16 protein-coding genes are annotated in these 16867 nt (G+C 57.6%); 4 read left to right on the plus strand and 12 right to left on the minus strand.

All coding sequences use genetic code 11. The annotated features are described in order from the left end of the window. Nucleotides 1–52: 52 nt before the first annotated feature. Complete coding sequence (rne, locus tag N7V53_RS02040; RefSeq protein ID WP_279791828.1) at nt 53–3298, plus strand: ribonuclease E; 3246 nt, start codon at nt 53–55, stop codon at nt 3296–3298. A 40-nt stretch (nt 3299–3338) separates the two neighbouring features. On the opposite strand, the gene N7V53_RS02045 is transcribed toward rne, so the two are convergent. Continuing rightward, nucleotides 3339–4277 (minus strand): LysR family transcriptional regulator, encoded by a 939-nt coding sequence (locus N7V53_RS02045; protein ID WP_279791830.1) that lies wholly within the window; start codon nt 4275–4277, stop codon nt 3339–3341. 137 nt (nt 4278–4414) lie between these two features. Between N7V53_RS02045 and N7V53_RS02050 the strand changes: the two genes are divergently transcribed. Further along, nucleotides 4415–5626, plus strand: a complete 1212-nt coding sequence (locus N7V53_RS02050; RefSeq protein ID WP_279791831.1) for an MFS transporter — start codon at nt 4415–4417, stop codon at nt 5624–5626. An 84-nt stretch (nt 5627–5710) separates the two neighbouring features. Here the strand turns inward: N7V53_RS02050 and flgL are convergent, their stop codons facing one another. The 11 genes from flgL to flgB all read right to left on the minus strand — a co-directional run bounded on the left by flgL (nt 5711) and on the right by flgB (nt 15664). Next, nucleotides 5711–6679 carry a flagellar hook-associated protein FlgL gene (gene flgL, locus N7V53_RS02055; protein ID WP_279791832.1) on the minus strand — a complete coding sequence of 323 codons (969 nt, stop codon included), beginning with the start codon at nt 6677–6679 and terminating at the stop codon, nt 5711–5713. 14 nt (nt 6680–6693) lie between these two features. After that, on the minus strand, nt 6694–8343 hold the full coding sequence (gene flgK / locus N7V53_RS02060; protein ID WP_023481637.1) for a flagellar hook-associated protein FlgK: 1650 nt from the start codon (nt 8341–8343) through the stop codon (nt 6694–6696). Nucleotides 8344–8418: 75 nt separating this feature from the next. Beyond that, the gene (gene flgJ / locus N7V53_RS02065; protein ID WP_279791833.1) at nt 8419–9396 is read right to left on the minus strand and encodes a flagellar assembly peptidoglycan hydrolase FlgJ; all 978 of its coding nucleotides are present in this window, start codon (nt 9394–9396) and stop codon (nt 8419–8421) included. Further along, nucleotides 9396–10493, minus strand: coding sequence for a flagellar basal body P-ring protein FlgI (locus N7V53_RS02070; RefSeq protein WP_023481768.1), 1098 nt, complete (start codon nt 10491–10493; stop codon nt 9396–9398). Before N7V53_RS02070 ends, flgJ begins: the two co-directional genes overlap by 1 nt. Before the next feature lie 12 nt (nt 10494–10505). Then, nucleotides 10506–11204 (minus strand): flagellar basal body L-ring protein FlgH, encoded by a 699-nt coding sequence (locus tag N7V53_RS02075; protein ID WP_023481882.1) that lies wholly within the window; start codon nt 11202–11204, stop codon nt 10506–10508. A 57-nt stretch (nt 11205–11261) separates the two neighbouring features. Beyond that, nucleotides 11262–12044 (minus strand): flagellar basal-body rod protein FlgG, encoded by a 783-nt coding sequence (gene flgG / locus N7V53_RS02080; protein ID WP_023481502.1) that lies wholly within the window; start codon nt 12042–12044, stop codon nt 11262–11264. 15 nt (nt 12045–12059) lie between these two features. Continuing rightward, the gene (locus N7V53_RS02085; RefSeq protein WP_023481416.1) at nt 12060–12815 is read right to left on the minus strand and encodes a flagellar basal body rod protein FlgF; all 756 of its coding nucleotides are present in this window, start codon (nt 12813–12815) and stop codon (nt 12060–12062) included. Between the two features lie 20 nt (nt 12816–12835). Beyond that, nucleotides 12836–14113 (minus strand): flagellar hook protein FlgE, encoded by a 1278-nt coding sequence (gene flgE, locus N7V53_RS02090; protein WP_023481676.1) that lies wholly within the window; start codon nt 14111–14113, stop codon nt 12836–12838. A gap of 27 nt (nt 14114–14140) precedes the next feature. Then, nucleotides 14141–14827 carry a flagellar hook assembly protein FlgD gene (flgD, locus tag N7V53_RS02095; RefSeq protein ID WP_023481389.1) on the minus strand — a complete coding sequence of 229 codons (687 nt, stop codon included), beginning with the start codon at nt 14825–14827 and terminating at the stop codon, nt 14141–14143. Nucleotides 14828–14838: 11 nt separating this feature from the next. Next, nucleotides 14839–15243 carry a flagellar basal body rod protein FlgC gene (flgC, locus tag N7V53_RS02100; RefSeq protein WP_023481372.1) on the minus strand — a complete coding sequence of 135 codons (405 nt, stop codon included), beginning with the start codon at nt 15241–15243 and terminating at the stop codon, nt 14839–14841. A gap of 4 nt (nt 15244–15247) precedes the next feature. After that, the gene (gene flgB / locus N7V53_RS02105) at nt 15248–15664 is read right to left on the minus strand and encodes a flagellar basal body rod protein FlgB (protein WP_023481616.1); all 417 of its coding nucleotides are present in this window, start codon (nt 15662–15664) and stop codon (nt 15248–15250) included. Between the two features lie 157 nt (nt 15665–15821). On the opposite strand from flgB, the gene flgA reads away from it, so the two are divergent. Both flgA and flgM read left to right on the plus strand, forming a co-directional pair. Continuing rightward, a complete protein-coding gene (flgA, locus tag N7V53_RS02110) occupies nt 15822–16481 on the plus strand; it encodes a flagellar basal body P-ring formation chaperone FlgA (RefSeq protein ID WP_023481632.1) in 660 nt (219 codons plus the stop codon). A gap of 91 nt (nt 16482–16572) precedes the next feature. Beyond that, on the plus strand, nt 16573–16866 hold the full coding sequence (gene flgM, locus N7V53_RS02115; protein ID WP_023481467.1) for a flagellar biosynthesis anti-sigma factor FlgM: 294 nt from the start codon (nt 16573–16575) through the stop codon (nt 16864–16866). Nucleotide 16867 lies beyond the last annotated feature (1 nt).

Below are 16867 nucleotides of genomic sequence, written 5' to 3' on the forward strand. Positions count from 1 at the left end.
AAAATCTTGCCCGCAGCTTAGTCGTCAATGTAAGAATAATGAGTAAGTTACGATGAAAAGAATGTTAATCAACGCAACTCAGCAAGAAGAGTTGCGTGTCGCACTTGTTGATGGGCAACGTCTGTACGACCTGGATATCGAAAGCCCCGGGCATGAACAGAAAAAAGCCAATATCTACAAAGGTAAAATCACCCGCATTGAACCGAGCCTTGAAGCTGCCTTCGTTGACTACGGCGCTGAACGTCACGGTTTCCTCCCCCTCAAAGAGATCGCTCGCGAATACTTCCCCGCCAACTACAACGCGCATGGCCGTCCGAACATCAAAGATGTCCTGCGTGAAGGCCAGGAAGTTATCGTTCAGATCGACAAAGAAGAGCGCGGCAACAAAGGCGCGGCGCTGACCACCTTTATCAGCCTCGCCGGTAGCTACCTCGTTCTGATGCCGAACAACCCGCGTGCGGGCGGCATCTCTCGCCGTATCGAAGGCGATGACCGTACCGAGCTGAAAGAGGCGCTGTCGAGCCTCGAACTGCCGGACGGCATGGGTCTTATCGTACGTACCGCGGGCGTTGGCAAATCTGCCGAAGCGCTGCAGTGGGATCTCAGCTTCCGCCTGAAACACTGGGAAGCGATCCAGAAAGCTGCAGAGAGCCGCCCGGCTCCGTTCCTGATTCACCAGGAGAGCAACGTTATCGTTCGCGCTTTCCGCGACTATCTGCGCCAGGACATTGGCGAAATCCTGATTGATAACCCGAAAGTGCTGGAGCTGGCTCGCCAGCATATCGCCGCGCTGGGTCGTCCGGATTTCAGCAGCAAAATTAAGCTCTACACCGGTGAAATCCCGCTGTTCAGCCACTATCAGATTGAGTCGCAAATCGAATCCGCCTTCCAGCGTGAAGTGCGTCTGCCTTCCGGCGGCTCGATTGTTATCGACAGTACCGAAGCGCTGACCGCCATCGACATCAACTCCGCTCGCGCAACCCGCGGCGGCGACATTGAAGAGACGGCGTTCAACACCAACCTCGAAGCGGCAGATGAGATTGCCCGCCAGCTGCGTCTGCGCGACCTCGGCGGCCTGATCGTTATCGACTTTATCGACATGACCCCGGTACGCCACCAGCGCGCGGTTGAAAACCGTCTGCGTGAAGCGGTGCGCCAGGATCGTGCGCGTATCCAGATTAGCCATATCTCCCGCTTCGGCCTGCTGGAGATGTCCCGCCAGCGTCTGAGCCCATCGCTGGGTGAGTCGAGCCACCACGTCTGCCCGCGCTGTAGCGGTACAGGTACCATTCGTGACAACGAATCCCTGTCGCTCTCCATTCTGCGTCTGATTGAAGAAGAAGCGCTGAAAGAGAACACCCAGGAAGTGCATGCGATTGTGCCAGTGCCGGTTGCCTCTTACCTGCTGAACGAAAAACGTGCCGCTGTAAGCGCCATCGAAGCCCGTCAGGGCGGCGTGCGCTGCGTCATCGTGCCGAACGATCAGATGGAAACGCCGCACTACTCGGTGCTGCGCGTACGTAAAGGCGAAGAGACGCCAACCCTCAGCTACCTGCTGCCGAAGCTGCATGAAGAGGAGATGGCGCTGCCGTCTGAAGAGGAGTATGCCGAGCGTAAACTGCCTGAGCAGCCTGCCCTCGCCACCTTTGTGATGCCGGACGTGCCGCCTGCGCCGCAAGCCCAGGAGCAAGCACCCGCTGCGCAGGCACAGCCTGCTGCTGCCACTTCCGCGGCACCGGGTCTGTTTGGCCGTATCGTCTCTGCCCTGAAAAATCTGTTTGCTGGCGAAGAAGCGCCTGCACCGGTTGAAGTGAAGGAAGAGAAGAAAGAGGCGAAACCTGAGCGTTCGCAGGAGCGTCGTAAACCGCGTCAAAGCAACCGTCGCGACCGTAACGATCGCCGCGATTCACGTGATTCCCGTAGCGAAGGCAACGAGGGACGTGAAGGACGTGACAACCGCGACAATCGTGACAACCGCGAAGGTCGTGAGAGCCGCGAAGGTCGCGAAGATAACCGCCGCAACCGTCGTGAAAAACCGCAGCAGAACGCGGAAAATCGCGAGCCGCGCCAGAACACCGTCACAGACGAGTCGGATAAAGCGAAAACCCGCGACGAGCAGCAGCCGTCACGCCGTGAACGCAACCGTCGCCGTGGCGATGACAAGCGTCAGGCGCAGCAGGAAGTCAAAGAGCTGAACCGTGAAGAGCCGATCCGCGAAGAGCTGCCGGCTCAGGAAACGGAACAGGAAGAGCGTGTTCAGGTAATGCCGCGCCGCAAACAGCGCCAGCTGAGCCAGAAAGTGCGCATCGATGACAACCGTGCTGAAACCGTTATTGACGAAACCGTTGCAGAGACCGCGCCAGAGGAGCAGCACACTCAGGTTGCGAAAGTCGATCTGCCGGCTGTGGTTGAAAACGCCCCGGTGCTGGAGCAGGAAGAGAACGGTGAAGCGCGTGAAAACACCATGCCGCGCCGCTCACGCCGCTCCCCGCGTCACCTGCGTGTCAGCGGTCAGCGCCGCCGTCGCTACCGTGACGAGCGCTACCCGGTACAGTCCGCCATGCCGCTGACTATCGCCTGCGCCTCGCCGGAGATGGCTTCCGGTAAAGTGTGGGTTCGCTATCCGGTGCCGCGTGCGCAGGAAGAGCAGCAGGAGATCCAGCAGAACAGCGCGCTGGAAACCGAGCAGCAGCATGCACCAGAGTATGAAGTTGCCCCAGCCGTAGCTGAAGCGCAGCAGGTTACCGCCGCGCCGGCTGATGTTGTTGAGCCGCAGGCACCGGTTGAAACCGCACCTGTCAGCGAGCAGCCAGAAGTGGTTGAACCGCAGGCAGCGGTTGCAGAGCCAGCTCCGGTCGAGATCGAAACGACCCATCCGGAAGCGATCTCTGCCCCGGTAGACGAGCAGCCGCAGCTGATTGCTGAGGAAGATCGCTCTGTCGCAGAGCAGGTTGCAGAAAACGCAGAGCCAGTGAAAGAAGAGGCTGCGCCTGCACCGGTTGTTGAAGAAGTTGCTCCGGCGCAAGTTGAAGCACCGACTCCAGCTAAAGTTGAAGCACCGGCTCCAGTGCAAGCTGAAGCCCCTGCGCCGGCGAAAGCCGACGCACCGGTGGTCGTTCACAGCCATGCAACCGCGCCGATGACCAAAGCGCCTGCCCCTGCATATGTGCAGGAAGCACCGCGCCACAGTGACTGGGTTCGCCCGGCGTTCAACTTCGACGGTAAAGGTTCTGCGGGCGGTCACAGCGCCACGCATACCGCCACCGCGCCGGCGACCAAACCGCCAGCAGTCGAGTAAGTTAAACGCTGTAAAAAGCCGACCTCCGGGTCGGCTTTTTTTATGTCCGCATTTCCGGCTGGCGCATCCCGCTCAGCCCCGGCATCACTTCCCGCATCAGCTGCAAAAATTTACGCAGCCGCGCCGGATAGTAGCGCGCCCATGGATAGACAAGATGGACCGGCAACGGTGCGGCCTGCCATTGCGGTAAAAGCGTCACCAGCTTGCCGCTGCGGATATCCTCTTCCACCGCCCAACTGGAGATTAACGTCACCCCCAGCCCGGCAAGTGCCGTATTGCGCGCAGCGTAAAGACTGTCGGTAAACAAGCGTGGCGAGATGGCTACCTGCACCGCCTGCTCATCATCCTGCGCGTACAGCGTGATTTGATGCTGATAGAAGGTGCTCAGCGCTACCCACGGTAAGTTACTCAGCTGCTGCGGCGTCTCAATAGCCGGAAAGCGTTCCAGCAACGCGGGCGACGCCACCAGACTGCGCGGCACTTCTGCCAGCAGCACCGATACGGTAGCCGGATCAACCTCTGCCCCGACGCGAATGGCGCAATCGATATTGGCGCTAAGAAAGTCGACGGTTTTATCATTCAGCATCCACTCCACCGTCAGCTGTGGATGACGCTCAAGAAATTGTGTTAGCGGCACCAGCAGCTGCTGCTGACCAAAAGCATGCGGGGCGCGCACCCGCAGCATGCCGACCGGTTCATCGTCGGACTGGCTGAGATCGTCCTCCAGCGCCACCCAGGCATCCGCCACCCGTTTTGCATGTTGATAGCAGCGCTCGCCGTCATCGGTGAGCTTCATGGCATGGGTGGTGCGCAGCAGCAGTTTGACGCCAAGCAATGTCTCCAGCGATTGCAAACGACGGCTGACGGTTGCCTGCGTTGTCTCCAGCTGGCGGGCCGCTGCCGACAGGGAGCCTGCTTCAACAATGCGGATAAAGGTCCGCATTAAGTCCACCCGATCTATACGCTCTTGTCGCCTCATAATCTTTATGCCTATACGTTTCACGTATAACCGTTTTACCACTGCGCTGGCTACCGCGCTACCGCGCCATGGGTAAAAATGCGCTCACACCGTAGCCTGACTACGCATTCACAGCTTTATCTCTTCGGGGACACCATATGAACCATCAATCGCTCTCAGCCCGTATGGCAAACGGCATCTTTTTTGCGCTGGCGCTTGGCGCAGGATTCAGCGTCGCGGCCATCTACTACTCGCAGCCACTGCTGCCGCTGATGGGCAGCGATCTGCATCTGACCATCAATGGCATGGGGCTGGTACCGACGCTCACCCAGGCCGGTTACGCGCTCGGCATTCTCTTTTTGCTGCCGCTGGGCGACCGTCACGATCGCCGTCGCTTAATTGTGGTGAAAAGCGCAGCGCTGGCGGTCTTACTGCTGGCCTGCAGCCTGACCAGCCACCTGCCCTCACTGCTTATTGTCAGCCTGTTAATCGGCATGGCGGCGACCATGGCGCAGGATATTGTACCGGCTGCGGCGATCCTCGCTCCGGCGGGGAAACAGGGGAAAATGGTCGGCACGGTAATGACCGGTCTGCTGCTCGGTATTTTGCTCTCGCGTACGGTCAGCGGCTTTGTCGGCGCGGCGTTTGGCTGGCGTGTGATGTATCAGCTTGCGGCGGTCAGCATTGCACTAATTGGCCTCTTAATGTGGTCCGTATTGCCGCGCTTCGCTACCCACTCCACGCTGAGCTACCCGGCACTGATGCGCTCAATGGCGCATCTCTGGCAGCGCTACCCGACGCTGCGCCGCGCGGCGATGGCGCAGGGCTTTTTATCCATCGCCTTTAGCGCCTTCTGGTCGACGCTGGCGCTGATGCTGCTTGAGCACTATCAGCTGGGCAGCGCGGTTGCCGGGACGTTCGGCATTGCCGGTGCCGCAGGGGCGTTAGCCGCACCGCTGGCGGGAGGCCTTGCGGATAAGGTGGGCGCAGAGCGTGTAACCCAACTCGGTGCCGGGCTGGTAACAATCTCCTTCGCACTGATGTTCCTGTTGCCTGCCCTACCGCCCCATGGTCAGCTGGCGCTGATTGCCCTCTCGGCGGTCGGGTTCGATCTTGGCCTGCAATCGAGCCTCGTCGCGCATCAGAATCTGGTTTATAGCCTTGAGCCGCAGGCGCGGGGACGTCTCAATGCGCTGCTCTTTACGGGGGTGTTTATCGGTATGGCGCTGGGTTCCGCGCTGGGAAGTAAGCTCTATGCCATCGCCTCATGGCAGGGCGTGGTGATCCTGGCGAGCGTATCGGGGCTTATCGCACTGCTGATTCGTCTCTTCGATGCCCGTAAGCTTGAGCAAGCGAAGCAAAACGCATAGATAAAAAAAGGCCCGCTCTGGAGAGACAGAGCGGGCATAGCAGACATACTCCAGTTTCAGGATATGCCCAAAGTAAAAAGGTTATTAACGATTCATCTGGAACAGTGACATACCCTGCATATCGGAGAAGGCTTTATAAGAAGCCTGCAACGCCGCTTGCTGCATGGTGTAAGAGGAGATCACCGAGCTCCAGTCAGCATCGATCAGGTCGCTCTTCTGCTGCTTTAACGACAGTGCACGATCGTCGCCAAGCGCATCGAGGGTATCCAGTTCGTTAAGCTGCGTACCGAGTTCAGCACGCACGCTCAGCACGTTGTTCAGGGAGTTGCCCAGACCACGGCTGGTTTTATCCACCGCAGCCTGCGCCGTGGCTTTCGCCGTATCGTCGCCTGCTACCGGTGTCTTCAGCGCTGCAATTGCCGTGTCGAGCATTTTGAACAGATCCGTTTCCGGCGCAGGCGCAACGCCCGTAGCCGGATCGACAGGCTCTTTAGTCGCATTACTGGTGACGGTGTTGAATACCTGGTCACCGGTATGGGCGATCACCATCGTACGCGCCGCATCAACCTGCTGGGTAATGGCGTCGGTACCGCCGCTGTAGTTGCCTGTGGCATCGTACGGCTTGTTTTCAGTGCGGTAGCCACCAAAAATGTAGCGGCCGTTACCGTCGGTGCTGTTCGCGAGGTTTAATAACTGATCGCGAAAACCCTGCAACTCGGCGGCTACTGAAGCGCGGTCATCATCACTCAAGGAGCCGTTGCCCGCTTTCACAATGCTGCTCTGTGCGCCTATGACGGCAGTAGTCACCTGCTGCAACACGCTCTCTTCAAGGGAAACTTTCTGCTTCGCGAAGGTGCGCGCCGTATCGTACTGCGTGTTTTGCGCCTGCGCCTGGGAGATCACCACCGCCTGCGAGGCGGCGATCGGATCATCAGACGGGCGGTTAACGCGCTGACCGGTTGTCATCTGCTCGCCGTATCCTAACCATTTGCCCTGAGCATTGGTTACGCCGCGCAGATTTTGTTCGTACATCATTTGCGTGCTAATACGCATGACTCACCTCTTACTTAACGAATGGCCAGCAGGGCATCAAACAACGAGCTTGCGGTCTTCAGCACCTGGGCGTTAGCCAGGTAATATTGCTGAAAACGCTGCAGGTTGCCGTACTCTTCATCGAGGTTTACCCCGGAGATAGACTGCTGCTGGTTACTCAACTGGGTTACGACGTTAGTCTGCGTCGCGCTGCTGGTTTTCAGCGTCGAGGTTTTGTTCCCGACATCGCTCACCAGCGTGGCATACGAATCGTTAAAGGTTTTGTTCCCGCCGACCACTTTCGCGCTCTGCAGCTTTAACAAATCCTGCCCGTTGCGGTTGTCGCTCGCACCGTTACCGGCCGCGCCCGCCATGGCGATTTTCGACTCATCGGTCACCGCCACGCTCATATTCACAATCGCGTTGCTCACCGGACGGATGGTGAAGCTGTCATCTTTTTTCGCACCGGTAGAGCCGTTATTGATGGAGACTTTCAGGCCATCAAAATTGAGCGTACCGTCTGTCGCATCCGGCGTTACCGGGATGGTGGTGTTATTGGACAGACGCGTGACGTTCCACTGGGTGCCGTCAAAAGCAACTTTATAGTCGGTCGCCTGTACCGCAGAGCTGTTGCTTACCGCTGCGGTCAGCGTGGCGTCGCCGCTGTTTTTGCTGTTCGACGTGGCAGAAGGCCCACCGATATTGAAGAACTTCTCGCCCGCATCGCCGTCGGCGTCAAACCCTTTAACATGCTGCTGGTTAAAGGAGTCGGCGAAAGAGAGCGCCAGCTGGCCCAGCGTATTACGCGCCTGGTCCAGATCCTGCGTGCGGAATGAGAGCAGACCGCCAAGTGAACCGGTGGTCACCTGCTTTTCCGGGATCTCGACATTGCCAGCGATCTTATCCACATAAGCCAGCGTGGTACGTGCCGGATCGGCGCTGGAAGGCACCGCAGCAAGCTGACGCGCCTCTTTACCCTGCACCAGAGTAATGCCGTTACCCATGCTGACGTTATAGCTGCCATCCTGGGTGCTGACTTCCACACCCACGACTTTGTTCAGTTCGCTGACCAGCTGATCGCGCTGATCGAGCAGGTCGTTCGGCGATGAGCCTGCGCCTACCGCAGTCAGTTTAGAGATCTGCTGGTTGAGGTTGGCGATCTGCTTCGAGTAGTTGTTGATCTGATCAACGCTGGTGGCGATAGATAAGTTGACCTGTTTATCCTGGTCACGCAGATACTGATCGGCCACTTTAAACTGGTTTACCAGACCGTCGGCTTTGCCGAGCAGCGCCTGACGCGACGAGGGATCGGAGGCGTTACTCACCAGCGTCTGCATGCTGGAGAAGAAGCTCTGCAGGCTGCTCGACAGGGAGTTAGTGGTATCCGACAACACATCGTCAATTTTTGACATCTGCTCGTAACGCGTGGTCAACCCGCTGTTCTGGTTTTGCGCCGCGCGCAGCTGGTTGGTAATAAAGGCGTCATACTCACGCTGAACGCCAGTCACGGTGACACCATTGCCCACGTAGCCGCTACCGGTCAGCGTGCTGTTCGAACTGGTCAACACCGTCGTCTGACGGGTATAGCCCGCGACGTTATAACTCGCAATGTTATTACTGGCGGTATTGAGCGCGGCCTGGGCTGCGCTAAGCCCGCTCATTGCGCTGTTAATCAAACTGGACATGGAGGTTCCTTATACACTTTCAGACATGAGTCCTGTTGAAGATTATCGGCAACCCTGAGTGAAACTTGAGACGTTTTAGAACAGATTTTGTGTATCTGTGCTGTAAGCCTTGCTCACTTTTTCACCCATCGATTTAAGCTGCTGGATCATTGACGTCAGCTTACGGGCATAGTGCGGATCGGTGGCGTAACCGGCGCTCTGCAACGCCTGTGCACCCTGCTCCGCCGTTGCCGCGGTGGTTACCGCCGCGTAACGTTTGTTGCGCGTCAACATGCCGACATAGTCGGAGAGCGCTTCAAGATAAGAGCTATAGACACGGAATTTGGCTTTCACCTTCACTGCCTCACCGTTTTCATACTCGGTGGTGGTGATTTCAGTGGTCGGTCCTTTCCAGCTTGAGGTCGCTTTCACGCCGAAGATGTTGTAGCTCGGCTCGCCGTTCTCACGCGGGATCTGCCGCTGGCCCCAGCCCGATTCCAGCGCAGCCTGCGCGAGGATCAGGTGGTGCGGCACGCCGCTCTGCTGGCTCGCCAGCCGCGCCGGGAGCGAAAGCTGGGCAAGGAAGTCTTTGCTGTCGCCGGAGAGCGGCTGATCGTTACCCGCCTCAGCCACTTCAGAGGCATCGGGCACTTTAGGTATCGCTTTGCGCACCAGCTGTGTCAGCGCCTGATTTTGATAGGTGTTGACGGTCTCCAGCGGGAACTTCATCGGCACCTGCTGCATCTGGTCAGCCGGATCGACCGGCGCCTGATCGCCGGTCATCTGTTTCACCATCATATCGGCGAGACCGAGACCTTTACCGGCGGTCATCTGCTGGGCGATCTGCTGGTCATACATGCTGGTATACAGCCGCGTTGAATCACTGCTGAAAATCCCGTCTTTCGGTAACGCTTCGCGCATGCTTTTCAGCATCATCTGCACGAACATCCCCTCTACCTGGCGCGCCACCGGGCGCAGGTTGGCAGCCGGATCCTGTCCGGCTTTTGACTTCAGTTCATTCAGTGATTGCGCGTCCCATGCCGCGCTGGTCAACATTCGGCTGTCGGTCAACATTAGATGATCTCCAGTTTCGCACGCAGGCAACCGGCGCTCTGCATTGCCTGCAGAATCGACATCAGCTCCATTGGCGAGGCACCAAGGGCGTTAAGGGCACGCACGACGCTATTGAGGTTGGCGCTGGAGCGTACGCTTTGCAGCGAGCCGCCGCTCTGGCGCAGGTCAATCTGCGTTTGCGGTGTTACCACGGTCTGGCCGCCGCCAAATGGCGTATTCGGTTGGCTAACGTTGTTCTGCTGGTTGACGGTGACCGAAAGGTTACCCTGCGCAATGGCACAGCTATCCAGCGATACTTCGCGGTTCATGACCACCGAGCCGGTACGCGAGTTAACAATCACTTTCGCATCCTGCTGCGTGGTGCCGACTTCCATATTCTGGATATCAGCCAGGGCTCGAACCTGAGAGCTGCCGCCGGAGGAGACGCGCACCTGAACGGTACGGCCATCCAGCGCGGTGGCGCTGCCATAACCGCGTGCGCGGTTGATGGTGTCAGCAATCTGCTGCGCCATGGTGAAGTCTTCCTGGTTCAGTTGCAGGTTGATGCTGTTAGTGGCCCCGAACTGGTTCGGCAACTCACGCTCAATCACCGCGCCGCCGGTAATGCGCCCGCCGTTAAGCTGGTTAACCTGCACGCTGCTGCCGCCGGCTGATGCGCCCGCGCCGCCAACAAGGATGTTGCCCTGCGCCAGCGCATAAACCTGGCTGTCGACGCCCTTCAGCGGAGTCATCAGCAGCGTACCGCCGCGCAGACTTTTGGCGTTACCCATTGAGGAGACCACCACATCGATGGTCTGCCCCTGGCGACCAAAGGCCGGGAGCTGCGCCGTGACCATGACTGCCGCCACGTTTTTCAGCTGCATGTTGGTGCCCTGCGGGACGGTAATGCCCATCTGCGACAGCATGTTGTTCAGCGTCTGGGTGGTAAACGGCGTCTGGGTGGTCTGGTCGCCCGTACCATCCAGGCCAACCACCAGCCCGTAGCCAATTAAGGAGTTTTCACGTACGCCCTGTACACTGGTGAGATCCCGGATACGGTCAGCCTGGGCGAAGGTCGCCATCAGCACTAACACCATACCAGTCAAATATTTAAACATTGGTCACCCCGGTTACATCGGCGATAAGTTAAGGAAGAAACGCTGCAGCCAGCCCATATTCTGCGCTTCGTTGATGTAGCCGTTGCCGACGTACTCGATGCGCGCGTCCGCCACCTGGGTGGAAGGAACGCTGTTGCTGCCGCTGATGGTGCGTGGGTTCACGACACCGGAGAAGCGGATGAACTCAGTGCCCTGGTTGATGGCGATCTGTTTTTCACCCACAACATGTAAATTGCCATTGATCAGCACCTGATCGACGGTCACGGTCAACGTGCCGCTAAAGGTGTTACTGGCGTTGGCGCCGCCTTTACCCCCGAAGGAGTTGCTGCCTGAGGCACCCAGATCGGCACGTGCATTGCCAAACAGACCTTCGAGATAACGCGGTGTGGTGTCTACGCCAAAACTGGCTTTGCCATCACGACTGGCGTTGGCCGACGAGCTCTTACTGGCGCTCACGTTTTCCTGCAGTACGATAGTCAGCGTATCGCCAATGTTGCGCGGACGACGATCTTCAAACAGCGGCTGATAGCCGTAGTTAATCGGCTGCGCGGTCTGATAAATCGAGCCATTGACGACCGGAATGGGGCCGGGCATCGGTTGAGCTGTCGTTGCCCCCTGCACCAGCGGTGTAGAAGGAACCCAGGCACACCCGGTCAGGGTTAATGCCACTAAAGCCATTATCGGGTAGCTGCGGACGGCGTATTTTTGCATTGCATTCATCTTCGAGATCAGGGTTCCGGTGCGGCGGTTACCGCACCGGATAACGCCTTAGAGTTGCGTCAGTTTTTGCAGCATCTGATCGGTGGTCGATACTGCTTTACTGTTAATTTCGTAAGCGCGCTGAACCTGGATCATATTCACCAGCTCTTCTGCGACGTTTACGTTTGAAGTTTCCACAAATCCCTGGTAGAGCAAACCTGCACCGTTCAGGCCAGGCGTGGTGCCGTTTGGCGCGCCGGAAGACTGGGTTTCGGTGTAGAGGTTTTCACCAATGCTCTCAAGCCCGGTGTCGTTCATAAAGGTGGTGAGGTTTAACTGACCAACCTGCACCGGTGCTGCCGCGCCCTGCTGCGTCACGCTGACCACACCATCGCGACCGATGGTGATGCCCAGGCTGTTCGCCGGGATGGTGATAGCCGGTTGCACCTGGAAGCCGCCTGCCGTTACCAGCTGGCCGTTCTGATCCACCTGGAAAGAGCCGTCGCGGGTGTAAGCAGAGGTGCCGTCCGGCAGCAGAACTTCGAAGAAGCCCTGGCCTTTAATGGCGACATCTTTGCTGTTGTTGGTCTGAGACAGGTTGCCCTGGCTGTGCAGACGCTCGGTGGCGACCGGACGCACACCGGTACCGATCTGCAGACCGGAAGGCAGCGTCGTCTGTTCAGAAGATTGCGCGCCTGGCTGGCGGATCGTCTGGTACATCAAATCTTCAAATACCGCACGCTGACGCTTAAAACCATTGGTGCTGACGTTCGCCAGGTTGTTGGCGATGACATCCATATTGGTTTGTTGGGCGTCGAGGCCGGTTTTCGCGATCCATAATGAACTGATCATATGTAGTCCTGTTTATTAGCTCATTGACAGCAATTGGTTGGCACGCTGCTCGTTTTCATCGACGCTGCTGATGATCTTCATCTGCATTTCGAAACGGCGCGCGCTGGCGATCATATCGGTCATCGACTCGACTGGTTTCACGTTACTGCCTTCCAGTACGCCAGACTGCACGCGGATGGAGGGGTCAGGCTGCAACGTTGCGCCACGGGTCGCCTGTGCGCTCTGGCTCAGACGGAAAAGACCGTCATCACCGCGCACCACTTCACGCGGCTCTGCTTTTACCAGCTTCAGCTTGCCAACAGGCGCGATGGTATTCGCCGCGTCGCCGGGGTTGAGCGCTGAAATCGTACCGTCAGCGGCGATAGTGACCTGCGCCCCTTCCGGTACAGCGATCGGACCGCCTTCGCCAATCACTGGATGGCCCTGAATCGTCAACTGACCGGTCGGGCTCACCTGGATATTGCCGTTACGGGTGTAACCTTCCGAGCCGTCCGCCGTTTGCACTGCCAGCCAACCATCCTGCTGCAACGCCACATCAAGCGGGCGTGAGGTGTAGTCCAGTTGACCCGGCGTCATATCGGCGCCAGGTGTGGAGGCCACCACCAGCGTGCGGGTAGGCAGGGAAAGCCCTTCTACCGGCACCGCGCGCAGCGCGTTCAGCTGGGCACGAAAGCCCGGTGTGGAAGCATTCGCGAGGTTGCTGGCGGTGACAGCCTGCTGATTCAGCGTCTGGCTGGCTGCGCCCATCGCGGTATATATTGCGTGATCCATTAAGCCGTCCCGTCAGTCGATTAACGCAGGTTAACCAGCGTGTTAAGGATCTGATCCTGGGTTTTGATGGTCTGCGCGTTCGACTGATAGTTACGCTGCGCGACGATCATGTTGACCAGTTCTTTACTCAGATCCACGTTTGAGGCTTCCAGCGCGCCGTTAGTCAGCTTGCCGAAGTTACCGGTACCGGCGGTGCCGAGCAGCGCAACACCAGAGGAGTTGGTAGCAGACCAGACGTTGTCACCCTGAGACTGCAGGCCTTCGTTGTTGGCGAAGTTCGCCAGCACGATCTGACCCAGCAGCTGCGACTGTTCGTTGGAGTAGCTACCGACCACGGTGCCGTCATCGTTAATGGCGTAGCTCACCAGTGAACCCGGCGCGTAACCGTTCTGGTTGATAGCCACCACACCGCTGGTGCCGGTGTTCTGCTGCATTGAGTTCAGGAAGCTCAGGCTGAAAGTGCCCGGCGCAGAACCGTTCAGGCTGGCCAGATTGATATCGATCTGCGGCTGGGTGTTCGCGGTAGCGTTCATGGTCCAGGTGCGCGGATTGGTCGCAGGCAGCACTTCGGCGTAGTTGTTGACCGCAGAGAGCGTACCGTTGCTGGTAAAGGTCATCTGCGCGGCTTTCTGGTAAGAAGAGCCCGCTACGCTGGAGTCCTGGGTGTAGACATCCCATTTGTTGGCGCTGTTTTTGACGTAATAAACGTCAACGGCGTGGGAGTTACCCAGGCTGTCATAGGTGGTGACAGTGCCTTTTTTGTTATAAGAGTCTGAGTTCGTCGGATCGAACGGCGTAACCGTCGGGGTGGAGTCCGTTGAGTTCAGGTTCATCTGCATCGCCGCCGTGGTGGTAGCTTTCGCCGCCATCAGGGTGTTCGGGATGGTGATGGCAGACGGGTTCGCGCCGCTCTGTACCGCAGGCGGGGTGCCGGCTACCGGGAAACCGGTCACCTTCATACCCTGCATGTTGACCAGGTTGCGGTTTTCGTCGAGTTTGAACTGACCGTTACGGCTGTAGTAAACAGAGCCGTTGTTGTCGGCTACACGGAAGAAACCGTTGCCGCTCAGCGCGACGTCGAGGCCACGACCAGTGTTGGTGGTGGTGCCGTCAGCGAAGTCCTGGGTAATACCAGCCACTTTAACACCGAGACCCACTTTAGAACCGGCAAACATATCGGCGAAGGACGCAGATCCGGATTTAAAGCCATAGGTGGCGGAGTTGGCAATGTTGTTACCAATGACATCGAGGTTGGTGGCCGCAGCATTCAGGCCGCTGACCGCTTGTGAAAAGGCCATGACTTACTCCTGATAAGTATGAAGGCTTTAAATAATCTGTCGTACTTCGTCGAGTGTGGTACTTCCGTAAGTACCTAAATCCAGTGTGCTTCCCTTGTCGCCGCGGGTCACACCCTGTACCAGCGCAAACTGCAGCGGCTGTGCCACCAGCTGCGTTGCGCCGGAGCTGGCCGCGATAGACACCGTATATGAGTTATCCGGTGCCACGCTGCCATCTGTCATTTTGCCGTCCCAACTGAAGGTGTGGACGCCAGCTTTCAGACCGCCGAGTTCAATAGTCCGCACCGGCGTACCGCTCTTATCGCTCACGATGGCGGTCACTTTGTCGGCAGTCTGCGTCAGTTCTACGCCAAACGGCGTGGATGTTCCTTTGCCCACCAGCACGGTCTGTCCCGGGATCATTACGCCGTGACCAATCAGGGTGCTCGCCTGCAGTGACTGATTGTTATCAAGCTGTCCGGAGATAGAGCCGAGGGTGGTATTCAGTTTCTCAATCCCGCTTACGGTGCTGATCTGCGCCAGCTGCGTGGTCAGCTCGTTGTTCTGCAGCGGGTTGGTCGGATCCTGGTTCTTTAACTGCGCAACCAGCAGCGTCAAAAAGCTGCCCTGAAGGTCGGATGCGCTGTTAGTGCCGGTAGCTGTGGTACCGGACGTTTTACTGGTCGTCGAGACGCCGTTGTTAATCGGGTCGTTAATATTCACGCTGATAGACATACGGGGCCCCTTTACTGACCGAGAGTGAGCGTTTTGAGCATCATGCTCTTCACGGTGTTCAGCACTTCAACGTTCGCCTGGTAGCTGCGCGACGCGGACATGCTGTTGACCATTTCGCCCACGACATCGACGTTAGGCATTTTTACGTAGCCGCTTGCATCAGCCAGCGGGTTACCGGGTTCATACACCAGCTTGTCCGGTGCCTGGCTTTCAATCACATCCGCCACTTTTACGCCGCCCGTTGCCTGGCCCGGTGCTGCATCGACCTGAAAGACAACCTGTTTAGCGCGATACGGCTGACCATCGGGTCCGGTTACGCTGTCGGCGTTCGCCAGGTTACTGGCGGCGACGTTCATACGTTTGGACTGTGCGGTCAGCGCGGAGCCTGCGACATCAAAGATATTCAGTAATGCCATTTAATTAGTTCCCCTGTTGCAGAACACTCATCATGCTTTTGATCTGCCCGCCCAGCACGGTCAACCCGGTCTGGTATTTGACGCTGTTGTCGGCGAACTGGGTACGTTCACGATCCATATCGACGGTGTTGCCATCCAGCGATGGTTGATCGGGAATGCGATAAAGCAGATCGGTAGACGGGCCGGTCATCGCCTGCGCCGGAATGTGGCGCGAAGAGGTGAGTGCCAGCGAGACACCGCTGCCTTCAGCCCGACCGCGCTCCATCACTTTTTTTAATTCACTGGAAAAATCCATATCGCGCGCCTGAAACCCTGGGGTGTCGGCGTTAGCAATATTTGCTGCCAGAATCTCCTGGCGCTGGGCGCTCAGGTTTAGCGCTTCCTGTTGAAAGCGCAGTGCGGCATCAAGTTTATCGAGCATGGCTCCCTCACTGATGACAATTATTTAGCCAACAGCTTAAATCGCCCCTTGCAAACTTATCGTTGGAATAAGGGCAAAATGCGTCGCTATTTTTTGCGTTGATAGATTTGCAAAGCGGTTAAAATCTCCTCATCTGGTTCAACAGGCATGTTTTGCGATGAAGACGTTGAAAGGCGGTGTAGCCGCAATCTTATTGTTATTAAGCCCCTTTTCTCAGGCAGCGGATCTGCAGGCGCAACTGACGTCGCTTTTCGCCCAGCGTCTGGCTGGCTTTAGCGATGAGGTGGTGGTAAACATTCGCACCCCGCAAAGCCAGTTACCGGCGTGCGACCAGCCGACCCTAAGCGTGGTGGGCGGCGCGAAGCTGTGGGGCAATATGAATGTGATGGCGAACTGCGCGGGCACGAAACGCTTTGTGCAGGTCGAAGTCCAGGCGACGGGTAATTATGTTGTGGCGGTGCAGCCTGTTGCGCGCGGTGCGACATTGCAGGCCGGGAGCGTGGCGTTACAGCGCGGCCGCCTCGATCAGCTGCCGCCAAGAACCATGCTCGATATTAATATGGCGCAGGACGCGGTAAGTCTGCGCGATCTGGCACCAGGCCAGGCAATTCAGCTCTCAATGGTGCGTCAGGCATGGCGGATTAAAGCCGGCCAGCGCGTCCAGGTTGTGGCGTCCGGAGATGGTTTTAGTGTGAACAGCGAAGGTCAGGCGATGAACAATGCGGCAGTGGCGCAAAATGCGCGGGTTCGCATGGCTTCAGGGCAGATAGTGAGTGGTACGGTTAATTCTGATGGGAATATTCTTATTAACCTATAAATTACTTAAAGAACTAATGCTATCTGCCGATAAGTTAGTAAGACTGAAGAAATCTGGCCCGAAACGCCGCGAACCTCAATGAGGAAACACTATGAGCATCGATCGTACCTCTTCCCTGAAGCCGGTTAACACCGTTCAACAGCGTGAGACTAACGAAACCCAGACGCAGAAAACGCGCCAGGAAACTGCCGCGACGGCAAACAGCACCAACGTCACGCTCAGCGGTTCGCAAACCAAGCTGATGCAGGCGGGCGCTAACGACATCAATATGGAACGCGTGGAGAAACTGAAAACCGCGATTCGTAATGGTGAACTCAAAATGGACACCGGCAAAATTGCTGATGCCCTGATTAACGAAGCGAAGAGTTACTTACAGAGTAAATAAC

The organism is Kosakonia sp. HypNH10 (assembly GCF_029850615.1).
In the GTDB taxonomy this organism is placed as follows: domain Bacteria; phylum Pseudomonadota; class Gammaproteobacteria; order Enterobacterales; family Enterobacteriaceae; genus Kosakonia; species Kosakonia cowanii.